This is a genomic window from Ruegeria sp. AL7 (assembly GCF_056536105.1).
On the sequence record NZ_JBQFJF010000001.1, the window covers coordinates 1,932,777 to 1,955,736 of the forward strand.

The following is a 22,960-nucleotide window of genomic DNA, read 5'->3' on the forward strand; positions in this document are numbered from 1 at the left end:
TCAGGAAGAGGTTTATCTAAGCGCGATTCCGCGCCTTGACAAGCAGGAAATGCTGCATCTGCAGGGATCACAGCGGCGTAACCGCTGCAACCTCGGATGGGGGCAGGTCGGCAACCATCTGGGAAACCGTGCGATCAAGCACGGGGTGACGCCAGTCGGGCACAATATCCGCCATCGGCACAAGCACAAAAGCGCGGTCCTGAAGGCGCGGATGCGGCAGGATCAGCTGATCCGGTGCCTCTTGCCGTTGCGCCTCGGGCGGCAGGGTCAGCCAGCGGTCGAACAGGGCGCGGTCGGGCAGTATCTGATCGCCATAGCACACAAGATCCAGATCCAGCGTCCGCATTCCCCAGCGCTGCACCCGTTCACGACCGAACTGGTGTTCAACCTCGTGCAGCGCGCGCAAAAGCTCGGACGGGGATTTGTCGGTTTCGATCAGCGCTGCCGCATTCACGTAATCCGGGCCAGCGCCAGCGGGGAAGCAGGGTGTCGCAAAAAACCGGCTGACAGAGCGAATCACTACGCCCTGCTGCGAAAGTGCGTCAATTGCGCGCTGTAGCGTTACAGCGGGCCCATTTCCTCTCAGATCGAGATTTGCGCCCAATGCCACAACCGCATTTGGCAAAGAATTGTACATATGCTACCCTATATTCGACACAATGCATACTTGCGATAACGGCCAAAAGTTCTAACTATAAGCCCACCAGATTGCGTCAATTTATAAAACACCCACTCACTCACGTAACGCGGCGCAGTCTGGATTGTACCGGAAGGACCTATTTATGTTTTATAAGGACGAACGGCTAGCGCTGTTCATCGACGGCTCGAACCTTTATGCCGCGGCAAAAGCACTCGGTTTCGACATAGACTACAAACTTCTGCGGCAGGAATTCATGCGCCGTGGCAAGTTGCTTCGGGCTTTCTACTATACAGCGCTGCTTGAAAACGACGAGTATTCACCGATCCGCCCATTGGTTGACTGGCTTCATTACAACGGCTTCACCATGGTCACAAAACCGGCCAAGGAATACACCGACAGCATGGGGCGTCGGAAAGTCAAAGGAAACATGGATATCGAGCTGACGGTCGATGCCATGGAACTGGCACCGCGTGTGGATCATATCGTGCTGTTCTCGGGTGACGGGGATTTCCGCCCGCTGATCGCCAGCCTGCAACGTCAGGGCGTTCGCGTGTCGGTCGTGTCAACGATACGCAGCCAGCCGCCAATGATTTCGGACGAGCTGCGCCGTCAGGCCGACAACTTCATCGAGCTGGAAGATCTGCGTGACGTGATCGGTCGCCCGCCGCGTGAAATGCCGGCAGAGCATCGCAGCGTCGCGGTTGCAGGCGGCAGCTGATCCGGCACCACTGCCTGTTGATGGGAAAAATTCGCGCGGTCAGGACCGGGGTCCTGGCCGCGCTTCTTTAACTAAGGATTGGTGCTGAAACATCCTCTGACTAACAACGATTCGTGTCAGATGAATGACAATGTCCTGTCTGGACCAAGGCCGGGAAAAGACTTACCTGTGCCCTAAGGAGACAGCCGAATGACCAAGCCGCCACTGACACTTTATCTGGCCGCCCCCCGCGGGTTCTGCGCCGGTGTGGACCGCGCCATCAAGATCGTTGAAATGGCCCTGCAGAAATGGGGGGCACCGGTCTATGTGCGCCACGAGATCGTGCATAACAAATTCGTGGTCGACGGGTTGCGGGCCCAAGGTGCTGTGTTTGTCGAAGAACTGCATGAATGCCCCGATGACCGCCCGGTGATCTTTTCCGCCCATGGTGTTCCTAAATCGGTACCAGCCGAAGCCGCGCAGCGTGAGATGATCTATGTGGATGCCACCTGTCCGCTAGTGTCGAAGGTTCATGTCGAGGCGCAGCGCCATGCGGATGCGGGATTGCAGATGATCATGATCGGCCACAAGGGCCATCCCGAAACCGTTGGCACCATGGGACAGCTGCCCGAGGGTGATGTGCTGCTGGTCGAAACGGTCGAGGATGTGGCCGCCGTGCAGGTGCGCGACCCCGACGCGCTGGCCTTTGTCACCCAGACCACCCTGTCGGTGGATGATACCAAGGACATCATCGCAGCCCTTCAGGCCCGGTTCCCGGCCATTGTCGGCCCGCATAAGGAAGACATTTGCTATGCCACGACCAACCGGCAGGAGGCCGTGAAGGCCGTGGCCCCCAAGGCCGATGCGCTGCTGGTTGTGGGGGCTCCGAACTCGTCCAATTCCCGCCGTCTGGTCGAGGTTGCATCGCGCGAGGGGTGCAAATACGCGCAACTGGTCCAGCGCGCGACCGAAATCGACTGGCGCGCTTTGCAGGGCATCAAAAGCGTTGCGGTGACCGCTGGCGCATCGGCCCCGGAATTGCTGGTGAACGAGGTGATCGACGCCTTCCGCGATCACTATGATGTCACTGTCGAGCCGGTCGAGACCGCAACCGAAAACGTCGAGTTCAAAGTACCGCGCGTGTTGAGGCAACCGGCGTGACCGGCGTGCCGAAGGCGCCGCTCTATCTGGGGCTGGCGGGACTGGTCCCGTTTGTCTGGGGCGCGCTGACCTATCTGAACGGTGATCTGAACGCCTGGGGCGCGCGCAGCTTTGGCCCACGCTTTGTTGGCCCTTATGTGCAGCTGTTCTATGGCTCGGTCATCCTGAGCTTTATGTCCGGTGTTCTGTGGGGGTTTGCCACCAAGACCTCGGGCAGCAAGGCGGCGCTGTGTTATGGGCTGTCGGTCCTGCCTGCGCTGTGGGCCTTTGCCATGACAGGCGGCGGGCCGGTCACTGCAGGCACCAATCTGATCTACGGGTTCACCGGCTTGCTGCTGCTGGACGCCCTGTTTTCATACTGGCGGCTGACGCCGGTCTGGTGGATGCAGCTGCGTATCCTGCTGACCGCAATCGTTCTGGCCAGCCTAGCCGTAGGAGTGTACCTGTGAGCGACAAACGCACGATTGATGCCTATACGAACAGAGTAAACGAATATCTGGCCATTCCTCTGCCAGCCGAACAGCTCAAGACCCGTCAGGATTTTGCCGATGCGGTCGGTGCGGGCGGCTATGTGCTGGATCTGGGGTCAGGCCCCGGATCGGACAGCGGTTTCCTGATGCGTCAGGGGCTGAAGGTGCGGGCGCTGGATGCCACCCCCGCCTTTGTCGAACATGCCCGCCAGAACGGGGTGGACGCGCATCTGGGCACGTTCGACGATGTTACCGAAACCGCCGAGTATGACGGTGTCTACGCCAGTTTTTCCCTGCTGCACGCGCCGCGAGCGGATTTTACGCGTCACCTGAAAGCGATCCACACGGCCCTGAAGCCCGGCGGCCAGCTGTTTCTGGGCATGAAGCTGGGCACGGGCGAGCATCGTGACGATCTGGACCGCTATTACACCTATTACTCGGAAGCCGAGATCCGAGAGGCGCTGACCCAGGCCGGGTTCACGGTTGACCGCACGGTCGAAGGGGTGGGCAAGGGTCTGGCCGGGTCTTACGACGGGTTTATTCTGGTGTTCGCCCATGCCTGAGTTGTTTGCCTATACAGATGGCGCCTGTTCCGGCAATCCCGGCCCCGGAGGCTGGGGCGTGCTGCTGCGTGCGAAGAACGGGGACAGGGTATTGAAAGAGCGGGAACTGAACGGCGGCGAGGCCGAGACGACCAACAACCGAATGGAGTTGCTGGCTGCCATCAGCGCGCTTGAGACGCTGGAGCGCCCGTCGAAGATCACCATTGTCACCGACAGCGCCTATGTGAAGAACGGCGTCACCGGCTGGATATTCGGCTGGAAGCGGAATGGCTGGAAAACCTCGAACAAGAAGCCGGTCAAGAATGTCGATCTGTGGCAGCGACTGGACGAGGCGCAGGAACGACATGATGTGACATGGGAATGGGTCAAGGGCCATGCGGGCCATCCCGAAAACGAAAAGGCCGATGAACTGGCCCGCGCAGGCATGGCGCCCTTCAAGCCGAAAAAGGCACCGGCGTGAGCGCGCTGACGCTGCTGGATTATGCCTCGGTTCTGATCTTTGCGCTGACCGGGGCGCTGGTGGCCAGCCGGGCGCAGCTGGATCTGGTGGGCTTTGCCTTCATGGCCTGCCTGACCGCAGTTGGCGGCGGCACGGTACGCGACCTGCTGCTGGACCGTCACCCGATCTTCTGGGTCGGCCAGCCGGATTACATCCTGATCGCCGTCGCGGCGGCGGTGTTTGTGTTCTTTACCGCGCATCTGGTGGAAAGTCGCTATAACTGGCTGGTCTGGCTGGACAGTTTCGCACTGTCGGTCGCCGTTGCCGCCGGAACCGGTGCCGCGCTGTCACTGGATCAGCCCGGTATCATCGTCGTGCTGATGGGTGTGACGACCGGGTGTCTGGGCGGGCTGATGCGCGACGTGGTCTGCAACGAGGTGCCGCTGGTCCTGAAACAGGGCGAACTTTACGTCTCGTGCGCGTTTTTGGGGGCGTTGACAGCGGTACTTGCGGTCAGGCTGGGGCTGGAGCCCGCCTTTGTGCTGGGCCTGTGCGCCCTTGTGTGCTGGGCCTTGCGGGCCGGGTCGCTGGTGTTTGGCTGGCAGTTGCCCGTCTACAAAAGCCGCCCGCCCCGCAACTGAACCTGTCGGTGGACGCGACCGGGGCGGGCTGATAGCTGTTTGGAACGCGCAGCCCGGAGGCCAAATGCCGTTCAGACTTACATCGATCGCGGTCTCACTGGCTTTGCTGGCCTCCTGCGGCGCATATTATGCGCCTGTCCACTTTGTTGCCGAGGGTGACCGGATCATCGCCTCGGGCACGATTGACGAAACGACGCTGTCCGCTTTTGAAGACGTCACCGCCGAAAATCCCGAAGCGCGCACGCTGGTGCTGCAATATATCGAGGGATCGGTGGATGACGACGCCAATGTCATCTTCAGCCGCGAGGTGCGCAAGGCCGGGTTCGATACCATCGTGCCCTCGGACGGTCTGGTTGCCAGCGGCGGCACCGATCTGTTTCTGGCCGGACATCGCCGTGTTTTGCAGCCGGGGGCCTGTGTCGGTGTTCACAGCTGGGCCGGGTCGGGGCTGGTGGCAACGGAGCTGCCCGAGGATGACCCGGAACATGACCGCTATCTGGATTATTTCAGGGACATTGGCGTCGATGAGTCGTTTTACTGGTACACGCTGTATGCGGCCCCGGCCGACAGCATCCACTGGATGACTGCCGCCGAGGCGAACCGGTTCGATATGACGACGAAAGCCGCCCCGGCGCTTGGTTCAGCGCTGGAGTGCGACGAGCGCTGATCTGCTGCGCTATCTGTCGAGTGAAGGTTTGCGGGACGGAATGCGCAGCCAAGGAATATGCTAACGGCGCAGGTAGGTCTGCCAGATCCAGATCACCAGCAATGCGCCCAGAACCGCGCCCACAAAGCCCGACATCCAGCCAGCGTCGGGTATCAGAGACCACAGAAAGGGCCCACCGATCATAGCCCCAACAATACCGATCAGCATCGTCGCCGGGAGCAACCTGGCGAGCAAAACTTCAAGCGCAGCTTGGATGATGATCAGAGCGACGATGGGCATGTCACTTCCTCCAATGCGTCGGCACGATGATCAGGGCGCCGACAGACGAGATCACCGCATCCAGACCGGGAGGGCCAAAGCTGATCCCGAACATGATGCGGATGAAGTAGAACAGGAACGCCCCGCCCACGCAGATGATGATCGACTGAAGATAGCCGTTATGAGTGAACCCGGTCTGTTCGGACAGATATCCGACGATCCCGGCAATCACGACGGTCCCCATCATCACCATGAACATCGGGCTTCTCCTAGGTCAGGCGGGTGCCGGTGGGAATGGGCCAGCCCCGCAGGAAGGTTTCCCTATCCTGCGCGCCTTTGCCCGCCCGTTGCAAGCGCAGCAGTTCGACCGCGCCCTGACCACAGGCCACGTGCAGGTCGTCGTTCAGAACCTCACCCGCTGCGCCCTGCCCGTCTGCCAGCCGCGATGCCAGCAGCTTGATGCGCTCGCCATTCATTTCGGTCCATGCGCCGGGAAAGGGTGACAGCCCGCGGATTTGCCTGTCGACCTCGACCGCCGGGCGTGCCCAGTCGATGCGGGCCTCGGACTTGTCGATCTTGGCGGCATAGGTCACGCCATCCTCGGGCTGCGGTTCCGGTATCAGGTCCGGCAGCTTGGCCAGAGCCTCGACGATCAGCGCGGCCCCCATGGCCGAGAGCCGGTCATGCAGGTGCGCGGTGGTTTCTTCAGCCTCAATCGCGGTTGCCTGTCGCAACAGGACCGGGCCGGTGTCCAGACCGGCCTCCATCTGCATGATGCAGATCCCGGTTTCGGCATCGCCGGACATGATCGCCCGGTGGATCGGGGCGGCACCGCGCCAGCGCGGCAGCAGGCTGGCGTGGATGTTCAGGCAGCCGTGTCGCGGCGCGTCCAGAATGGGTTGCGGCAGGATCAGGCCATAAGCGACGACGACGGCGATATCGGCGTTCAGCGCGGCAAATGCGGTCTGTTCGTCAGCGGATTTCAGAGAGACCGGGTGGCGAACGGGCAGGCCCAGCGCCTCGGCCCGGGCGTGAACCGGCGTCGGGCGGTCTTTCTTGCCGCGTCCGGCGGGGCGCGGGGGCTGACAGTAGACGGCGGCGATGTCGTGCCCGGCCCTGACGAGTGCGTCCAGCACCGGGACCGAAAAATCAGGGGTTCCCATGAAGATGATGCGCATCGTTGGCTCCGGCAGTTGGGACGGGTGCCGGGCTGAAGCCCGGCCTACAGACGTCAGGTTTGTTTGCGTGCCTTGCGCAGCAGCATGTCACGCTTGACCTTGCTGAGCCGGTCGAAATACATCCGCCCGTTCAGGTGGTCGATCTGATGCTGCACGCTGGTCGCGTCGATCCCGACGAAATCGCGGCGGTCCAGCATGCCATGTTCGTTCAGGAACTTCACGGTCACCGCGCGCGGGCGTTTGATTGTGGCCGAGACGCCGGGCAGGTTCGGGCTGGCCTCTTCATGTTCGCGCAGCTCGATCGAACTGTGCAGGATTTCCGGGTTTGCCAGACGCACGGCCCGGCCCCGTTCGGCAGAACCGTCAACAACGGCCAGCCGCAGCATCACCCCGATCTGTGGCGCGGCAAGACCGACGCCGGGCATCGCCTCCATCGTGTCGATCATGTCGTCCCAGATGGCGCGGACCTCATCAGTGATTTCGGGCACCTCATCCGCCTTGGTGCGCAGGCGTTTGTCAGGCCATGGCAGGCAGGTACGAACGGTCATGCACGGGCCCGTTCGCGTTTGAGCTTTTGCATCTTGCGGGTGATCATCTGCCGTTTCAGCGGCTTGAGATAGTCGATGAACAGCTTGCCGTCCAAATGATCGATCTCGTGCTGAACGCAGGTGGCCCAAAGCCCGTCAAAGGTTTCCTGTTGCAGGTTTCCGTCGCGGTCCATCCAAGTCACATCGACCACTTTGGGGCGCGTCACCTCGGCGTATTGATCGGGGATCGACAGGCAGCCTTCCTCGTAGACATTGGTTTCTTCCGAGGCCGCGATGACCTGCGGGTTGAACATGATCAGGGGGCGCGGAGCCTCGCCTTCTTCCTTGACGCAATCCAGCACGATCAAGCGATCCAGCACGCCGATCTGTGGCGCGGCAAGGCCAACACCGGGGGCGTCATACATCGTTTCCAGCATGTCATCGGCCAGCGCGCGCAGGTCGTCCGTGAGGTCGGCCACGGGGGCGCAGACCTTCTTGAGACGGGGGTCGGGATAGATCAGGATGTTACGTTTCATGAGGCTGATTTAGGCCATCCCGCCCCGCGCCGCAACGCCCCCCTTGCACCTGCCTGAATTGCGGTTAGCTTTCGGTCGAGAAAATGGAGCAGACATGACTTTCAACGACCAGATCGACCGCCGGGGCACCAACAGTACCAAATGGGACAAGATGGAGATGCTGTACGGTGTCTCGCCCGAGGACGGGCTGGCCATGTGGACGGCCGATTCCGATTACCCGACAGCCCCCTGCGTGATCGACGCGGTGCGCAAGGCCGCGGATCACGGCGTGTTCGGGTATTCCTGGGCGCACCCGGAGTATCTGGCCTCGGTCCAGTGGTGGATGAAAACCCGCCACGACTGGGAGATTGACACGGACTGGGTTCTGACCACTCAGGGCTTGGGCAATGCAATCGCCCTGTCGCTGGATGTCTGGACCGATCACGGTGATGGCATCGTGATCTTTACCCCCGTTTACCATGAGTTTGCCCACAAGGTGAACAAATCGGGCCGCCGGGTCGTGGAATGCCCTTTGGTGCGGGACGGGGAAAGTTATGGCCTTGACCTGGACGACGCCCAGTCGCGGCTGGACGGGTCCGAGAAGATGTTGCTGTGGTGTTCGCCGCAGAACCCGTCGGGCCGCGTCTGGACGCCGGAGGAACTGCGCGCTGTGGCCGCATTTGCCGAGAGCAACGGGCTGATCCTTGTGTCAGACGAGATTCACCACGATCTGGTCTATCCCGGCGCCAAATTTGTGCCGATGGATGTGGCAGCCCCGGATGCACGCCCGTGGACAGTGACGCTGACTGCGGCATCGAAGACCTTCAACATCGCCGGGCAGCGGACCGGCAACATGATCATTCCCGACCCCAAACTGCGCGAGGCGATGAAGCATCGGCTGGCAACGCTGGATTATGGCCCCAGCGCGTTGGGTGTGGCGATGATCACCGCCGCCTACAGCCCGGCCGGCGCGGATTGGGTGGATGCGCAGATCGCGCATCTGCAAGGAAACCGGCGTCTGTTCGATCAGACCATCGCCGAAATTCCGGGCCTGTGGTCGATGCCCTTGCAGGCGACTTATCTGGCCTGGGTCGACTTTTCCGGCACCGGCATGGATCACGCTGAATTTGTCCGCCGATTGCGCGAGGATGCGCGGATTGCAACCTCGTCCGGGCCGGGCTTTGGCACTGGCGGAGAGACCTTCGAACGGTTCAACCTGGCCACGCAACGGGCGCGGGTCGAGGAAGCTTGCGCGCGGCTGAAACGGGCCTTTGGTGACCTGCAATAATCCAAGCGGTGGCTGGGTTGGCTGGCCTCACAATGGACCGCGCCTGTTGGCCGGGCGCGGACCTGAATGGCGAAATCCATAGCGATAGCCAGCCTAACGGCCTGTTGGGCGTTACCCTGACCTAACCCGGTACTACGATAGAACTCCGATCCTAGTCTTCGTAGCCCAGCAACGCGATGGGCGCATCCGGGGCGCGGTAGAAATCCAGCGGTGCCTTGTCATGGGCGGCGGTGCTGCGTTTGAATTCATACCGCATCTCGCCGCCTTCATCCTGATCGGCAATGATCAGGCATTGATACAGAAGGTTGGCCCCATCATAGATATCGACCAACCCGCGCAGGCGCGGTGTTGTTTCCGCCTCAACCGTGAAACCATCCTTCCACAATTTGAGAATTTTATAGGTATTGTCGCCCATCTGGACACGAAGGCGACTGGCCTTTTTCAATGTGGCGATTCGAGCGGCGTCCAACTCGGCGCGTATTTCCTTTGAAACATAAGTACTCATTAAATCATTCCCCCGCTAATGACCTCTATTGTGCGGGAACTGTTGTAAAAATCCAGTGAACGCGTTCACGCAACAGGCTGTGCCTGCGGTTTGTTGCACAGAAATCCCATCATTGCCTGTGCGCGCATGCAGGTCTTGTGCGCGGGCAAATGCATAGGAACAGGCGGGGCTTGGACCTATCTTTGGCCAAACGCCTATGCGGAGGATGAGATATGGGCCTGCTGGTCGATGGAAAATGGCAAGACACCTGGTATGACACCAAATCCACGGGTGGCGCATTCAAACGCAGCGCGGCGCAGTTTCGCAACTGGCTGACCGCCGATGGCCGCGCGGGACCGTCGGGCAAAAGCGGGTTCCGGGCCGAAGCCGGGCGGTATCACCTGTATGTCAGCCACGCCTGCCCCTGGGCGCATCGCACCCTGATCTTTCGCGCGTTGAAGGGGCTGAGCGATCTGGTTCCGGTTTCGGTCGTACATCCCGACATGCTGGATCACGGCTGGACCTTTGAGGCGGATGATCACGGTGCCACGGGTGACCGTCTTTACGGGCTGAGCTATGCACATCAGATCTATACCAAAGCGGATCCGTCCTATTCCGGTCGCGTCACAGTGCCGATCCTGTGGGACAAGGCGCAAGAGACCATCGTTTCGAACGAAAGTTCGGAAATCATCCGCATGTTCAATTCGGCCTTCAACGACATCACTGGCAATACGGACGATTACTGGCCCGAGGCGATGCGGGACGAGATCGAGGAGGTCAATGCGCGCATCTATTCAGATGTCAACAACGGCGTCTACAAGTCGGGCTTTGCCACCTCCCAAGCGGCCTACGACGCCGCCGTGGGCCCGTTGTTCGACACGCTGGACTGGCTGGAAGGGCGTTTGGCGCGGAACCGGTATCTGATGGGGGACCGGATCACCGAGGCCGATTGGCGGTTGTTCACAACCCTGATCCGCTTCGACCCGGTCTATCATCTGCATTTCAAGTGCAACAGGCAGCGCCTGATCGATTATCCAAACTTATGGGCCTATACGCGTGAGCTGTATCAATGGCCCGGTGTCGCCGAGACCGTGAACATGGATCACATCGTGCGCCACTATCACTACAGCCATGACAGCATCAATCCGCACCGCATCATTCCGGTGAACCCGGTGCTGGATTACTTGGAGCCGCATGGACGCGATCAGCGCCCGGCAGCGTAATGTTCGACCATCGCCGCCAGATCCTCTGGCGGCGTTTCGCTTTGAACATAGGCACAGGCATTGGGACTGTGCGCAAAAATCGACCCGTCGGAAAAGAAGGTGGTGTTGGTGACAAAAATCACCCGCGCCTCGGGGCGGCGATAGCTGGCAAAATCGGCCACAGCCAATGCGCTTCCGGTTTCCAGAACCAGATCCAGCACGATGATATCAAAATCCGTGCCATAGAGCGCCAGAATGGCGGCCTCCTGAGCGTCAACCAGCGTGACTTCAGCGTCTTGCCGCTCCAGATGTCTTTTCCAGACCCGACCAAGGTCGGGGTTACTCTCAACAATCAGAACTTTCATTTGCAACAACCTCGGCACTTGGTATGGTGAGTGGTGCCGACCCCCGTGGTCCGTGATCTCGTTATTTCCTTAACAAAGTGTTAACAGCAGCCGCACGCTTGCGTGTTCGGGCGGATTTGCTTGTGTAAATGGCAAAAATCCGCTTGAAGCACCCCGAAACCGGTCAATCCCCGCAGAGAGAGCAGATGAGTACACTTGATCACGGCTTGGACCCCCGCGCAGTTCGCGACCACGGCGGGGGGCTGGACAGGGCGATTGTCAGGTATGGCGGAGCGCGTGCAGATTGGATCGATCTGTCGACCGGAATCAATCCGCATCCTTACGCCGTTGCGGGCCTGACCGCCGGGGATTGGGCCGAATTGCCGGATCACGGTGCCTTTGAACGGCTGAGTGATGCGGCCCGCAGGTTCTGGAACGTGCCGCAGGGGGCTGCAATCCTGCCGGCACCCGGTGCATCGGCTGTCATCTCTCGTATTCCGGCGCTGGCCGCGCCAGGGCGTGTCCAGATCACGCCGCCCACCTACAACGAACACGCCGCCGCCTTTTCGGCGCAGGGGTGGCGTGTTCAGCCTGAGAGCGCGACTGACGCCCGCGTGATCGTGCATCCCAATAACCCGGACGGACGCATCTGGCAGGAAAGCGATGTCTCGGCCCCACTGACCGTGATCGACGAGAGCTTTTGCGATGTCACGCCAGAGGCATCGTTGATCCATATGGCGGAACGTCCCGGCGTGATCGTGCTGAAGAGCTTTGGCAAGTTCTGGGGGCTGGCCGGGATGCGGCTTGGGTTTGCCATCGGGCGGCCTGAGTTGATCAACCGCCTGAACGACCTGACCGGACCCTGGTCGGTGTCCGGCCCGGCCCTGCGGGTTGGGACACAGGCCCTGTCGGACGATGACTGGGCTGATGCCACACGCGCGCGACTGGCGGATGAGGCGGCCCGGCTGGATGCGCTGATGCTGACCAGGGGCGCGGATATTGTCGGTGGCACCAGCCTGTTTCGTCTTTATCGGGTCGATGACGCCTCGGGGTGGCAGGACCGGCTGGCCCGCGCCAATATCTGGAGCCGGATCTTTCCCTATTCGGAAAGTTTTCTGCGTCTGGGTCTGCCACCAGAAAAGGGGTGGGACAGGCTGGAGGCCGCACTGTGAGCCCTGCCCTGATGCTGGTCTGCGCCCTGTGTCTGGACGCGGCACTGGGAGAGCCCGACTGGCTCTGGTCCCGCGTCAAACACCCGGCGGTGGTGATCGGCAACCTGATCGGCTGGCTGGACAAACGCCTGAACCACGGGCGCGGTCGGCGACTGAAAGGGGTGGCGGTGCTTGCCCTTCTGATCTGCGGCGCATCGGGCCTTGGGTGGGGTCTGTCCCAGCTGGGGCCGGTGGTTGAAATCCTCGGCTGTGCGATCCTGCTGGCGCAGAAGTCGCTGGTTGCCCATGTCCGCGCGGTTGGTGACGGGTTGCAAACCTCGCTGGAAGACGGGCGGGCGCAGGTGGCTATGATCGTCTCGCGCGACACGCAGGATATGACCGAAGCACAGGTGGCGCGTTCCGCCATAGAAAGCGCGGCTGAAAACCTGAGCGACGGGGTCATTGCCCCTGCATTCTGGTTTCTGGTCGCCGGGCTTCCGGGGTTGCTGGTGTACAAGGCGGTGAACACCGCCGACAGCATGATCGGCTATCGCACCGAAACGTACTGCGATTTTGGCTGGGCCGCGGCCCGGTTCGACGACCTGCTGAACCTGATCCCTGCCCGCCTGACCTGCGTGATGATCGTGGCACTGTCCGGCCAATGGTCGCGCTGGTTTGAGATGGTGCGGGATGCGCAACGCCATATTTCGCCCAATGCTGGCTGGCCCGAAGCCGCCATGGCCCGCGCCCTGAATGTCGCGCTGGCGGGGCCGCGCAGCTATGATGGGCAGGTGCGCGACCTGGCCTGGGTCAATGGAGACGCCCCGCGCGAGATCGGCGCATCAGAAGTTTTTCGCGCATGTGACATGCTCTGGCGGGTTTGGGGGCTTGCGCTTGGGCTCGTGTCAGTGTGGGTTGGGGCCGAACTGATATTCTGACGGACCTTTTCATGCGTATACTCTCTGGCCTGATCGCTGCTGCCCTGTTCACCTCACCTGCGCTGGCGCAATGTGGCGGTGGTTTTAATTCCTTTGTCAAAGGGCTGAAGTCCGAAGCCGTGCAGCAGGGTTTGGACAAATCAGCAGTGAACGGGTTTTTTGACGGGGTGCAGCAAGACAGCGCCGTGCTGAAGGCCGACCGGGCGCAGGGCGTTTTTCAGAAGCCCTTTGTTGAATTTTCCCGTCGTCTGATTTCGCAGAACCGGATCGAGCGCGGGCAAGCGATGTCGCGTAAGTACGATGCGGTCTTTGATCGGATTGAGCGCGAGTATGGCATTTCCCGCGGGGTGCTGCTGGCCTTCTGGGCATTTGAAACCGATTACGGATCGTTTCAGGGCGACTTCAACACCCGCAACGCCTTGGTGACGCTGGCCCATGATTGCCGCCGCCCGGAACTGTTCCGGCCACAGATCTTCGCCGCCATCGAGCTGTATCAGAACGGTGATTTCGACCCGGCCCGCACCACCGGCGCATGGGCCGGAGAGATCGGCATGGTGCAGATGCTGCCGCGTGACATACTGGAAAACGGCGTCGATGGTGACGGTGACGGGCATGTCCGCCTGAAAAGCTCGGCCCCTGATGCGCTGATGTCGGGGGCCAGAATGCTGTCTCATCTGGGATGGCGCGCGGGTGAGCCGTGGTTGCAGGAGGTCACCGTGCCCGCGCAGATGGACTGGTCCCTGTCCGGCCCCGGCAAACCGCGTTCGGTGGCGGAATGGCAGGCGATGGGCGTTCAGGCGCGCGGCGGGTCCTTGGCCAACCTGCCCGCCTCGCTGATCCTGCCACAGGGGCGCAACGGGCCTGCCTTTCTGGCCTACCCGAATTTCGATGTCTATTTCGAATGGAACCAGAGCTTTGTCTATGTTCTGACCGCCGCTTATTTCGGAACACGGCTTGAGGGCGGCCAGATCTATGACGCGGGCAATCCCGCGCAGGGCCTGAATGGCGCACAGATGAAACAGTTGCAGACCAAGCTTCAGGCCAAAGGATATGATGTGGGCAAGATCGACGGGATCCTGGGGTCAGGGACGCGAGCTGCGACGCAGGCGGAGCAGAAACGTCTGGGCCTGCCTGCGGACGCATGGCCAACGATGGAGTTGCTGGGAAAACTCTGATCCAGCGGCCCGCACTGCTGCGGTATGGCGCAAAACCCCAAGATTATTCGACGATATCGGCACCGACGCCGCTGATTATGTGACCGGATATTTCTCGGGATCAATTCCATGTCTTTGACAAACAATATCAATGTAACTTCCCTTTGGAGGAATACCGCCGAACTTGCTGCGAATACCACTGCGGGTTTCGCCCTGGAAGTGGTGAAACCGGGCCCAATCGGGTTCGTAGTCTTCAATGTTCTCGACCGGGTCCAGAAACCCGCGACGCGGCCAATACAAATGCCAATGCTGGCCTCGGTCGATTTCACCGGTGACCCCCAGCGCCCAGCGGGTCACACTTGGGCCGGTTGTCGTCCACGGAAGATCGTAGAGCGTGATTGTCTCGCCCGCCTCATAGCGTTTGACCAGTTTTTCGATGTGATCACTGCCCAACCAAAACGGGATCGGGACTTCTGACTCAAGGAAATTCAGGATCAGCTTCAAGGCCAGAGATGTCTTGGGAAGGCGCAAGACGCAATTGTTCATCGCCTTGTTGCGCCAGACGACACCAAACAGATAGTCCGGTGGAACATCCAGCGGCCGGACGCAGTAGATATCCAGATCAACCCACACATAGTCGGTTTTTTGCAACATGTGGATCCGGAAGATGTCTGAATAGACCGCCATCCGTCGTCGGCCACCGGTCAGGTTTTCGGTGGTTTCATCCGCATAGATTTCGCGGGCATCATGAACAACGACGCCGTCGGGAACATCTATGTTCATATCCAGCACGTACAGGTGGAAGACATAGCCATGATCCAGAAAGGACTGAATGCATACTCTTTCAACGCAAGATAACGGCGAGCCAAACCAGAAACTTGCAACTTGAAAATCCAAAACAGCACCTCTTGCCCAAAGCCGAAACGGGGTCGCTGCTGCACTAACGAAGCGGTGTGTGGCTCGTCAACCGCGGCTGCTGTTTTGGCGCGACTTACCCTGCCTTGCGCCAGCGCGTTGTGTCGAGGTGCCCACAGTTTGGTTCTGGCCCCTCATTGGGCGCGTATATTTGCGTTGTTCCCGGCATGGCCGTTGACGTCTGCCGCGGGTTCAGATTGCTGCGCGGGTTGGTCCATTGCCAACATGGCTGGCCCAAATTGTGACTTCTTTATTTGGGCCGCACCGGGTACCTATCCCCTTTCTGATCAATCAGGATCAGCCGCTCGCCACTGTGGACATACAGGTCGCAGCGGCTGAACCCGTTGCGATACGCGATGCAGACGGAACCGTCATCGACGATGGAGTAGGTTCCGAATGCAGACCCCCCGCCCGCGTAGGTATAGGAATAGGCGCCCCCCGCCGAAAACTTGGCCTGACCATCATCGTAGAAGGTCAGCGTCTGACCCGCGAGGGCGTCAAGCTCGGCCACTGTCAGCGGGACATCGCCGGGTTTGACGGGCCAGTCGGCGGCGACAACCGGAGTGGCGGCGATGAGGGCGGGGATCAGGAAACGCGTCATGAGGCCAAGGTAGCGCGTTATGCCTGCAATCATCATAACGTTGCAGTGAGCGGTCAGGCCACCATCTGCTCGGCCTTCTTCAGGTCAACCGAGACCAGCTGGCTGACGCCCTGTTCCTGCATGGTGACGCCGAACAGACGATCCATGCGCGCCATGGTCACCGCGTGGTGGGTGATGATCAGGAAACGGGTGTCGGTCTGGCGGCACATCTCGTCCAGCAGGTCACAGAAACGGGTGACATTGGCATCGTCCAGCGGCGCGTCAACCTCGTCCAACACACAGATCGGGGCCGGGTTGGCCAGGAAAACGCCGAAGATCAGCGCGGTCGCTGTCAGGGTCTGTTCGCCGCCCGACAGCAGGCTGAGGGTCGACAGTTTCTTGCCCGGCGGCTGGCACATGATTTCCAGCCCCGCATCCAGCGGGTCGTCGCTTTCGACCATGACGAGATTGGCCTCGCCACCGCCGAACAGGTGCTTGAACAACATCGCGAAATTCGAGTTCACCTGTTCAAACGCGGTCAGCAGACGTTCGCGGCCTTCGCGGTTGAGGCTGGAGATGCCGCTGCGCAAGGCTTTGATCGCCTCTTCCAGATCGGCCTTTTCACTGCTGAGCGTGTCGAATTCTTCCTGAACGTCCTTACTGTCTTCCTCGGCCCGCAGGTTCACTGCGCCCATGGCGTCACGCTGGCGCTTGTGGCGGTTCACTTCGGCCTCCAGCGCATCCGCGGCGGGCATCTGGTCGGGGTTTACGTCCAGCTGGTTCAGCAGCTGGTTCGGGGTCAGTTGCTGGTCTTCGGCAATTCGTTCTGCTGCCGCAAGCACGCTTTCCTTTGCCGCGTCACTACGCGCCTCGGCTGCGGCGCGGTTTTCGCGAGCTTCCGAGGCCAGGCGTTCCGCCTCACGCTCGGCCATCACCACTTCGCGCAACTGTGTTTCTGCTTCGGCCAGCTTGTCGGCGGCATCGGCCCGCCGGGCTTCGGCGGCTTCGATCAACTCGTTGAGCTCTTCCCGTGCCTCGGCGATTTCGCCGGGGGCGGCCATGGCCTCGGTCAGTTCCTCTTCCGAGCTTTCCTTGCGCTCGGCCAGTTCCGAAATCCGTTTCTCGGCCGTTTCCAGACGGTGCCGCCAGCCGCTGAGATCCTTGGTGACCTCCTGCGTGCGGCGGGTGCGGGCGTCGCCTTCACGGCGCAGCTCATCATGGGTCGAGCGGTGGGTCAGCATGGTGATCCGCGCCGCCTCGACTGTCTGTTTGATGTCCTCAACCTCAGCGCGGGCGCTGTCGAGGTCACCCAGATCGTTCAGCGCCGCCTCGGCCTCGCGCAGCTGCACGCGGGCGGACATGGCGTCTTCCTTGTGACGGTCCACGGCAAGGGTCAGGGTTTCCAGCTTGCCCTGCGCGAGGTTGCGATCCGCCTCGGCGCGGCTGAGCTGGCGTGCGGTTTCGGCCATGCGCTGATCAGCGGCGCGGCGGGCTTCGCGCGCGCGGCGGTCGGCCTCGGTCACGTCCGCCAGTTGCTGCGACAGGGTTTCATGCGCGGCGCGGGCGCCATCGGCCTGCGCCTCGGTGCGGGCCAGTTCCTGTTTCAGCGCCTCAAGTTTATTGAGCTGCTCCAGCCGCAGCGCCGCCGCACTTGGCGCATCCTCGGCCCAGGCGCGGAACCCGTCCCAGCGCCACAGGTCGCCCGAGCGGGACACAAGACGCTGGCCCGGCTTCAACGACGCCTGCAGCCGCGCGCCCTGATCCGCATCGACCAGCCCGATCTGCGCGATGCGACGGCTGAGCCTGTCCGGCCCCGACACGTGCAGCGCCAGCGGGTCGACCCCATCGGGCAAGGGTTGATCGCTGTCATACCCTGCCACCTGAACCCAGCCGGACGGGCCGTCACCTTCGACCAGCGGTGCACGGAGGTCATCGGCAAGCGCAGCACCCAGAGCCTTCTCAAAACCCGGTTTCACGCGCAGCAGGTCCATCACCTGCCCGCCTTCGGCCGTGTCGCGTTCCACCAGCTTGGCAAGCGCGGTGGTTTCGGCGCGGATTGCACCCAATTCACCTTCGGCCTCGGACCGTTGCGCGCGTGCCTCGGCTTCGCGGGCCTGCGTTTCATTGCGCAGCTCATCTGCGGCGGCCAGCGCCTCTTCGGCGGCCTCGGCGGCTTCGCGGGCTTCTTCCTCACCCTCCTGCGCGGTTTCAAACGCCTCGCTGGCGCGGGTCAGGGCTGTTTTGGCCTCATCCACGGCCAGCCGGGCTTTTTCCTCTTCCCCCTCAGAGCGCGCCAGTGTCTTGCGGCTGTCTTCGACCAGACGCTGCGCCGACTGGTGACGGGCGACAAGACGCGCCATATCTTCGGTCTGCTGCGACAGGTGGTCTTCGCGGTCCTGAAGGATCGAAGCCGCTTCGCGGGCAATTTCTGCGGCTTCCGCCACCTTCGCGTCATGCCCTTCTGCAGCCTTGGCCAGTTCGCGGGCTTCCCATTCCAGCCGTTCGATCATCTGGCCCGCATCGCGGTTCAGGCCGGTTTCCCGTTCGATATCCTTGCCGAGCTGATGGATGCGGCTGGTCAGCGTCTCAATGGTCTGGCGCGCGCGGGTTTCCTGATCGGTCAGTTGATCGCGCTGCACCTGCTGGCGTTGCAGGACAGCGGCGGCGATGGCCTCTTCCTCGCGCAGGGGGGGCAGGGTTTCTTCGATCCCGGCCCTTTTTGCTGCGGCGGCGCGGGCTTCGGCCTCGGCGCGGGAGGCCTCGGAAATCCGGTCCCTCAGCTTGTCTTCGGCCTGCTGGCGGGCCATGTCGGCCTCTTTCCAGCGGCGATAGAGCAGCATCCCCTCGGCCTGACGCAGCTGTTCGCCGATTTCGCGATAGCGTGCGGCCTGACGGGCCTGACGGGCCAGTTGCGCAAGCTGCCCGCCCAACTGCTCGAGCACGTCATCGACGCGGGTCAGGTTGGACTCGGTCGCTTTCAGCTTCAGCTCGGCCTCATGCCGGCGTTGGTACAGCCCCGAAATCCCGGCGGCCTCTTCCAGAATGCGGCGGCGGGCGCGGGGTTTGGCGCTGATCAGCTCGGCGATGCGGTTCTGCCCTACAAGCGCCGGGGAATGGGCACCGGTCGAGGCATCCGCGAACAGCATCTGCACATCGCGCGCGCGCACATCCTTGCCGTTGGTCTTGTAGGCGCTGCCGACATCGCGGGTGATCCGGCGCACGATTTCAAGCTGGTCGGTGTCGTTGAACCCCGCAGGCGCCAGACGTTCGGAATTGTCCATGGTCAAGACAACTTCGGCGAAATTGCGGGCGGGCCGTGTGGCGGCACCGGCAAAGATCACATCCTCCATCGCGCCGCCGCGCATGGATTTGGGGCGGTTTTCACCCATCACCCAGCGCAAGGCTTCCAGAAGGTTGGACTTGCCACAGCCGTTCGGACCCACCACACCGGTCAACCCGTCCGCGATGATCAGATCGGTCGGATCAACAAAGCTTTTGAAGCCGGTCAGTTTGAGCTTGCTGAAACGCAATGGCCGCGTGTCCCGTGATTCCTATGAATTGAAAGTCTGCGCAAGGGATGGGGTCCGAGTCAACGCAGTTGCGCAGGATATGGGAGATCAGTGCAAGTTATCCACAACATCTTGCCGAAATGCGCAGGAACACGCGTATGTCAGTATGGGCTGCATTCGAAGACCTGATAGCCGCTGTCGCCCCCGACATTTTCATAGATACCATAGTCGATACATTCATACCGGGGCGTCGAGACAGCGGTCAGCAACAGCCGTTCCCCCGCCTCGCGGTCACACCCCAGTACACCAACCGTGACAGCCGCGTCACCCAGCACGTCGAGGATCGGGCAGCCTGAAACCTGCGCCATGGCCAGCGCGGCGCGATCCCGAACAGGGCCAAGCCGCGGGGCGTATTGCGCGTTGATCCGCACCGCCTCGGCCAGATCGCCGCGCACGCGCACGTCGAACACACTACCGTTCACCGCCACGCGGGTGGCCGGAACGTCGCGGAAATGCGGGGTCCCGGCGGCGCAGGCGGCCAGCAGGAGCGGAGCGAGAAACCGGATCATGCCGCAGAGTTGCAGCAATTTGGTTAACAGAACCTTTCTGGACGTCAGGCGCGCAGAACTTCGCCTAACCGGCGGATACCTTCGCGGATCGTCGCCTCGTCCGAGTTCGAGAAGCTGAGCCGGATCGTGTTTGCCCCGCTGCCGTCTGGGAAAAACGCCTGCCCCGGCACAAAAGCCACTTTCACCGTATCCAGCGCATGCGCCAGCAGGTCAGACCCACTGATCCCGGCGGGGAGTGTCACCCAGACGAACATGCCGCCTTCGGGGCGCGTCCACGCCACCCCGTCAGGCATGTGCTGTTGCAGCGCATCCAGCATCGCATCACGGCGCGCGCGGTAAGTGTCGCGCACTTTCGGGATATGGGTGTCAAAGCACGCTTCCGCCACCTGATGCACGGCCATCTGGTTGATGGTCGCCGAATGCAGATCCGCCGCCTGTTTCAGCAGAACCATCTGCGAGATGATCGGCTTGGCCGCAACCACCCACCCCATGCGCAGACCCGGTGACAGGGTTTTCGAGAAGCTGCCACAATAGATCGTCCGGCAGTTTTCGATCGACCCCTTTCGTGCCTGTTCCAAAGCCAGGATCGGCGGGATCGGATCACCGTCATAGCGCAGTGCCTGATAGGCGCCGTCTTCGATCAACGCGCAGTCCAGTTCGTCGGTCAGTTCCAGCAAGGCCTCACGACCCGGGCGGGTCAGGGTTTCGCCTGTCGGGTTGGCAAAATCGGGCGACAGATAGGCGAATTTCACGGCGCCATCCCCTGCCGCAGCTCTGAATTCATCGGCCCCCTTGTTGCCATTAAGCCGGTCAAAGCGCGGCTCATACGCGTTGAACGCGGCAAGAGCACCCAGATAAGTGGGCCACCCGACCAAGGCCGTGTCGCCGGGGGACAGGAACAGCTTGCCCAGATAATCCAGCGCCTGCTGCGAGCCCGAGGTGATCAGGACGTTGTCCATGTCACATTCCACTCCGATCTCGCGCATGTGCTGCACCAGCCACCGGCGCAGGGGGGCATAGCCTTCGCTGACCGAATATTGCAGCGCCTGCGCCTGCATGTCCGGCCCCAATGCCTGCTGAAACGCTTGCGCGAAAGCCTCGGCGGGAAAAAGCGCGGGGTCCGGAATGCCCCCGGCAAAGGAAATGATGCCGGGCTGATCGAGCAGTTTCAGCAGCTCGCGGATTTCTGACGCCTTCATCCGGGAAGCCCGGGTGGCAAACAAAGGGTGATGGGACATGAGGCTCCTCCGATCTCATTTCGGCGCAGCCTATGCTTTCTCAAATTAAAGTCAACACTTCTGACCTAATATTTCAGCGGATGTGACCGGGTATTCTTGAACAGCCCCCCTGTCCATGGTCAAATGAGTTGACCAATTTCGGAACGGACCATGCCATTTCAGAAAGTTCAGACGGAAAAACTGTCACTTGCGGTCGTTCGCCAGATCGAGCTGTTGATCCTGCGCGGCATCCTGCGCCCCGGGGAGCGCCTGCCGCCCGAGCGTGAGTTGGCCGAACGGATGGGTGTGTCGCGCCCGTCCCTGCGCGATGCGGTGTCCGAGCTTCAGGAACAGGGGTTGCTGACAACAAAAGCCGGCTCCGGGATCTATGTGGCCGAGGTTTTGGGCTCGGCCTTTTCGCCGGCGCTGATCCGGTTGTTCAGCAGCCATGACGAGGCCGTATTCGATTACCTGTCCTTTCGCCGCGACATGGAGGGGCTGGCGGCGGAACGGGCCGCGCGGCTGGGATCAGAAAGCGACCTGAAGGTTGTTCAGGCGATCTATGACAAGATGCGGGCGGCCCATGACCGGAACGCTGCGGACCAAGAGGCGCAGCTGGATGCCGAGTTTCATATGGCCATCATCGAAGCCAGCCACAATGTGGTGATGCTGCATATGATGCGGTCAATGTATGACCTGCTGGTGCAGGGTGTGTTCTATAACCGGCGGACAATGTTCCGGCAGCGCGCGACCCGCGAGGCCATTCTGGACCAGCACAGCACTATCAACGCAGCCCTTCAGGCCCGCGATCCGGCAGCCGCACGTCAGGCCGTCGAAACGCATCTGAGCTTTGTCGAACGCTGCATGATCGATCAGCAGAAGGCCGAGCGGAACGAGGCTGTTGCGCAGCAAAGGTTGCAGCACGAAACCCGTCAGGCCTAGCGCTTTCCAAGTGCCCTCAGGGATCAGGCGGCCCCGGTCTCGGGCTGGATCAGGTGTGACGGGAAAGGTGCGCCGCTGCCTTCGCCCAGATCGTCATTCGGGGCGATGGTTGTCAGGGCCGGGTCGATGAACAGCCGCGCGCCCCGGTCCCTGAGGTGTTTGTGCAGCATCACATGTTCGCACACGAGGTCGCCTTTTTCATCCCGGCAGGAATAGCGCAGGCCACGCAAGGCGCGGGTCTTGTACAATCCTGCACCGCCAAAGGCGCTGTCGACCGGTATCAGGGGCATATCGGACGGAATGTGGTACTGCCGGTCGAAAACCGCTGATTTCAGAAGAACTTTCCGCCACTTTCGGCGCCCGAACAGCGGTTTGCGCGTTGTCCGAATTCTTTGCCAGACGTCTTCGTCGCACCAGCCTGCGCAGCGCAGGGCATAGATATCGTAATAGGCCGGTTTGGAATTGGCGAAGACACCTTCCCAGCGTGGTACGGAACGTTGTGCGGCCGTCAGAACCGTCTGAGCGTCCAGACAGACATTCGGCCCGTTCAGATCAAGCACCAATGTCAGGTCGTGACCGCTGTCGCGTTCTTCCAGCCTGTTGAGGACAGCGTTTCTGGCCGCCGTGATCCGCTCGACCCGGCCCGGCAGTCTGGAGGCCAGACCATCCATGCGGACAAGGTCCACATTCGGGTCGCGGCGCGCGAATTCGGACAGAACCCGATCCGTACGATCGGTGTTGTCGTTTGTCGCAATGGTCACGGAATAGCGGTACAAGCGGGTGGTCAGGTCTTCGATCCTGTTGATGCTTTCGATCAGCGCGGCCCCGCCGTTTCTGACCACCCCAACAATATTCATCGAAACGTTTTCGCCTGCCACGGCCCGTCTTTCCCTGTTCTTTTTGCACCCGTC

Annotated in this window: 27 protein-coding genes; 13 read left to right on the forward strand and 14 right to left on the reverse strand. The window is 61.5% G+C overall.

Annotation, left to right across the window (positions count from 1 at the left end; all coding sequences use genetic code 11):
- Positions 1-67: 67 nt before the first annotated feature.
- The gene (folK, locus tag ACR3E2_RS09630; protein WP_480483763.1) at positions 68-637 is read right to left on the reverse strand and encodes a 2-amino-4-hydroxy-6-hydroxymethyldihydropteridine diphosphokinase; all 570 of its coding nucleotides are present in this window, start codon (positions 635-637) and stop codon (positions 68-70) included.
- Positions 638-782: 145 nt separating this feature from the next.
- On the opposite strand from folK, the gene ACR3E2_RS09635 reads away from it, so the two are divergent.
- The 7 genes from ACR3E2_RS09635 to ACR3E2_RS09665 all read left to right on the forward strand — a co-directional run bounded on the left by ACR3E2_RS09635 (position 783) and on the right by ACR3E2_RS09665 (position 5,278).
- On the forward strand, positions 783-1,358 hold the full coding sequence (locus ACR3E2_RS09635) for a LabA-like NYN domain-containing protein (protein ID WP_209506211.1): 576 nt from the start codon (positions 783-785) through the stop codon (positions 1,356-1,358).
- A gap of 189 nt (positions 1,359-1,547) precedes the next feature.
- Entirely contained in the window at positions 1,548-2,498 is a 951-nt protein-coding gene (ispH, locus tag ACR3E2_RS09640) for a 4-hydroxy-3-methylbut-2-enyl diphosphate reductase (RefSeq protein WP_480483764.1), read from the forward strand.
- Complete coding sequence (locus ACR3E2_RS09645; RefSeq protein ID WP_480483765.1) at positions 2,495-2,947, forward strand: DUF3429 domain-containing protein; 453 nt, start codon at positions 2,495-2,497, stop codon at positions 2,945-2,947. The genes ispH and ACR3E2_RS09645 overlap by 4 nt, the downstream gene beginning before the upstream one ends.
- Positions 2,944-3,531, forward strand: a complete 588-nt coding sequence (locus ACR3E2_RS09650) for a class I SAM-dependent methyltransferase (RefSeq protein ID WP_209506203.1) — start codon at positions 2,944-2,946, stop codon at positions 3,529-3,531. Before ACR3E2_RS09645 ends, ACR3E2_RS09650 begins: the two co-directional genes overlap by 4 nt.
- A complete protein-coding gene (gene rnhA / locus ACR3E2_RS09655) occupies positions 3,524-3,991 on the forward strand; it encodes a ribonuclease HI (protein WP_209506201.1) in 468 nt (155 codons plus the stop codon). The genes ACR3E2_RS09650 and rnhA overlap by 8 nt, the downstream gene beginning before the upstream one ends.
- Positions 3,988-4,611: a trimeric intracellular cation channel family protein gene (locus ACR3E2_RS09660; RefSeq protein WP_209506199.1), complete on the forward strand. Its 624-nt coding sequence runs from the start codon at positions 3,988-3,990 to the stop codon at positions 4,609-4,611. The genes rnhA and ACR3E2_RS09660 overlap by 4 nt, the downstream gene beginning before the upstream one ends.
- A gap of 64 nt (positions 4,612-4,675) precedes the next feature.
- A complete protein-coding gene (locus ACR3E2_RS09665; protein WP_209598782.1) occupies positions 4,676-5,278 on the forward strand; it encodes a COG3904 family protein in 603 nt (200 codons plus the stop codon).
- A gap of 60 nt (positions 5,279-5,338) precedes the next feature.
- Here the strand turns inward: ACR3E2_RS09665 and ACR3E2_RS09670 are convergent, their stop codons facing one another.
- From ACR3E2_RS09670 to def (ACR3E2_RS09690), 5 genes are read right to left on the reverse strand one after another with little or no spacing between them, the layout of a single operon-like run.
- A complete protein-coding gene (locus ACR3E2_RS09670) occupies positions 5,339-5,557 on the reverse strand; it encodes a GlsB/YeaQ/YmgE family stress response membrane protein (RefSeq protein ID WP_480483766.1) in 219 nt (72 codons plus the stop codon).
- A 1-nt stretch (position 5,558) separates the two neighbouring features.
- A complete protein-coding gene (locus ACR3E2_RS09675; protein WP_209506192.1) occupies positions 5,559-5,795 on the reverse strand; it encodes a hypothetical protein in 237 nt (78 codons plus the stop codon).
- Positions 5,796-5,805: 10 nt separating this feature from the next.
- Positions 5,806-6,714, reverse strand: coding sequence for a methionyl-tRNA formyltransferase (fmt, locus tag ACR3E2_RS09680; protein WP_480483767.1), 909 nt, complete (start codon positions 6,712-6,714; stop codon positions 5,806-5,808).
- Positions 6,715-6,767: 53 nt separating this feature from the next.
- A complete protein-coding gene (gene def, locus ACR3E2_RS09685) occupies positions 6,768-7,262 on the reverse strand; it encodes a peptide deformylase (RefSeq protein ID WP_209506187.1) in 495 nt (164 codons plus the stop codon).
- Complete coding sequence (def, locus tag ACR3E2_RS09690; protein WP_209506185.1) at positions 7,259-7,777, reverse strand: peptide deformylase; 519 nt, start codon at positions 7,775-7,777, stop codon at positions 7,259-7,261. The genes def (ACR3E2_RS09685) and def (ACR3E2_RS09690) overlap by 4 nt, the downstream gene beginning before the upstream one ends.
- Positions 7,778-7,871: 94 nt before the next feature.
- On the opposite strand from def (ACR3E2_RS09690), the gene ACR3E2_RS09695 reads away from it, so the two are divergent.
- On the forward strand, positions 7,872-9,044 hold the full coding sequence (locus ACR3E2_RS09695; protein WP_480483768.1) for a MalY/PatB family protein: 1,173 nt from the start codon (positions 7,872-7,874) through the stop codon (positions 9,042-9,044).
- Positions 9,045-9,195: 151 nt separating this feature from the next.
- On the opposite strand, the gene ACR3E2_RS09700 is transcribed toward ACR3E2_RS09695, so the two are convergent.
- The gene (locus ACR3E2_RS09700) at positions 9,196-9,549 is read right to left on the reverse strand and encodes a hypothetical protein (RefSeq protein WP_209506181.1); all 354 of its coding nucleotides are present in this window, start codon (positions 9,547-9,549) and stop codon (positions 9,196-9,198) included.
- A 212-nt stretch (positions 9,550-9,761) separates the two neighbouring features.
- On the opposite strand from ACR3E2_RS09700, the gene ACR3E2_RS09705 reads away from it, so the two are divergent.
- On the forward strand, positions 9,762-10,751 hold the full coding sequence (locus ACR3E2_RS09705; protein ID WP_480483769.1) for a glutathione S-transferase family protein: 990 nt from the start codon (positions 9,762-9,764) through the stop codon (positions 10,749-10,751).
- Here ACR3E2_RS09705 and ACR3E2_RS09710 read toward each other — a convergent pair.
- A complete protein-coding gene (locus tag ACR3E2_RS09710; protein WP_209506176.1) occupies positions 10,733-11,095 on the reverse strand; it encodes a response regulator transcription factor in 363 nt (120 codons plus the stop codon). The genes ACR3E2_RS09705 and ACR3E2_RS09710 overlap by 19 nt on opposite strands.
- Positions 11,096-11,280: 185 nt before the next feature.
- Here ACR3E2_RS09710 and cobD point away from each other — a divergent pair, with 185 nt between their 5' ends.
- Genes cobD through ACR3E2_RS09725 form a run of 3 tightly spaced genes read left to right on the forward strand, consistent with a single transcriptional unit; the run spans position 11,281 to position 14,338 of the window.
- Positions 11,281-12,246 (forward strand): threonine-phosphate decarboxylase CobD, encoded by a 966-nt coding sequence (gene cobD / locus ACR3E2_RS09715; protein WP_480483770.1) that lies wholly within the window; start codon positions 11,281-11,283, stop codon positions 12,244-12,246.
- Positions 12,243-13,163 (forward strand): adenosylcobinamide-phosphate synthase CbiB, encoded by a 921-nt coding sequence (gene cbiB / locus ACR3E2_RS09720; RefSeq protein ID WP_480483771.1) that lies wholly within the window; start codon positions 12,243-12,245, stop codon positions 13,161-13,163. The genes cobD and cbiB overlap by 4 nt, the downstream gene beginning before the upstream one ends.
- A gap of 11 nt (positions 13,164-13,174) precedes the next feature.
- Positions 13,175-14,338, forward strand: coding sequence for a lytic murein transglycosylase (locus tag ACR3E2_RS09725; protein ID WP_480483772.1), 1,164 nt, complete (start codon positions 13,175-13,177; stop codon positions 14,336-14,338).
- Positions 14,339-14,413: 75 nt separating this feature from the next.
- On the opposite strand, the gene ACR3E2_RS09730 is transcribed toward ACR3E2_RS09725, so the two are convergent.
- The 5 genes from ACR3E2_RS09730 to ACR3E2_RS09750 form a co-directional block, all read right to left on the reverse strand.
- A complete protein-coding gene (locus tag ACR3E2_RS09730; RefSeq protein ID WP_480492719.1) occupies positions 14,414-15,109 on the reverse strand; it encodes a hypothetical protein in 696 nt (231 codons plus the stop codon).
- 373 nt (positions 15,110-15,482) lie between these two features.
- On the reverse strand, positions 15,483-15,833 hold the full coding sequence (locus tag ACR3E2_RS09735) for a hypothetical protein (RefSeq protein ID WP_480483774.1): 351 nt from the start codon (positions 15,831-15,833) through the stop codon (positions 15,483-15,485).
- Between the two features lie 53 nt (positions 15,834-15,886).
- Entirely contained in the window at positions 15,887-19,342 is a 3,456-nt protein-coding gene (locus ACR3E2_RS09740) for a chromosome segregation SMC family protein (protein ID WP_480483775.1), read from the reverse strand.
- A 140-nt stretch (positions 19,343-19,482) separates the two neighbouring features.
- Positions 19,483-19,890, reverse strand: a complete 408-nt coding sequence (locus ACR3E2_RS09745) for a hypothetical protein (protein ID WP_480483776.1) — start codon at positions 19,888-19,890, stop codon at positions 19,483-19,485.
- 44 nt (positions 19,891-19,934) lie between these two features.
- Positions 19,935-21,128: an aminotransferase-like domain-containing protein gene (locus ACR3E2_RS09750; protein ID WP_480483777.1), complete on the reverse strand. Its 1,194-nt coding sequence runs from the start codon at positions 21,126-21,128 to the stop codon at positions 19,935-19,937.
- A 150-nt stretch (positions 21,129-21,278) separates the two neighbouring features.
- On the opposite strand from ACR3E2_RS09750, the gene ACR3E2_RS09755 reads away from it, so the two are divergent.
- Positions 21,279-22,049 (forward strand): FCD domain-containing protein, encoded by a 771-nt coding sequence (locus tag ACR3E2_RS09755; RefSeq protein ID WP_267365974.1) that lies wholly within the window; start codon positions 21,279-21,281, stop codon positions 22,047-22,049.
- A gap of 23 nt (positions 22,050-22,072) precedes the next feature.
- Here ACR3E2_RS09755 and ACR3E2_RS09760 read toward each other — a convergent pair whose 3' ends face one another.
- The gene (locus ACR3E2_RS09760) at positions 22,073-22,927 is read right to left on the reverse strand and encodes a hypothetical protein (RefSeq protein ID WP_480483778.1); all 855 of its coding nucleotides are present in this window, start codon (positions 22,925-22,927) and stop codon (positions 22,073-22,075) included.
- Between the last annotated feature and the right edge of the window lie 33 nt (positions 22,928-22,960).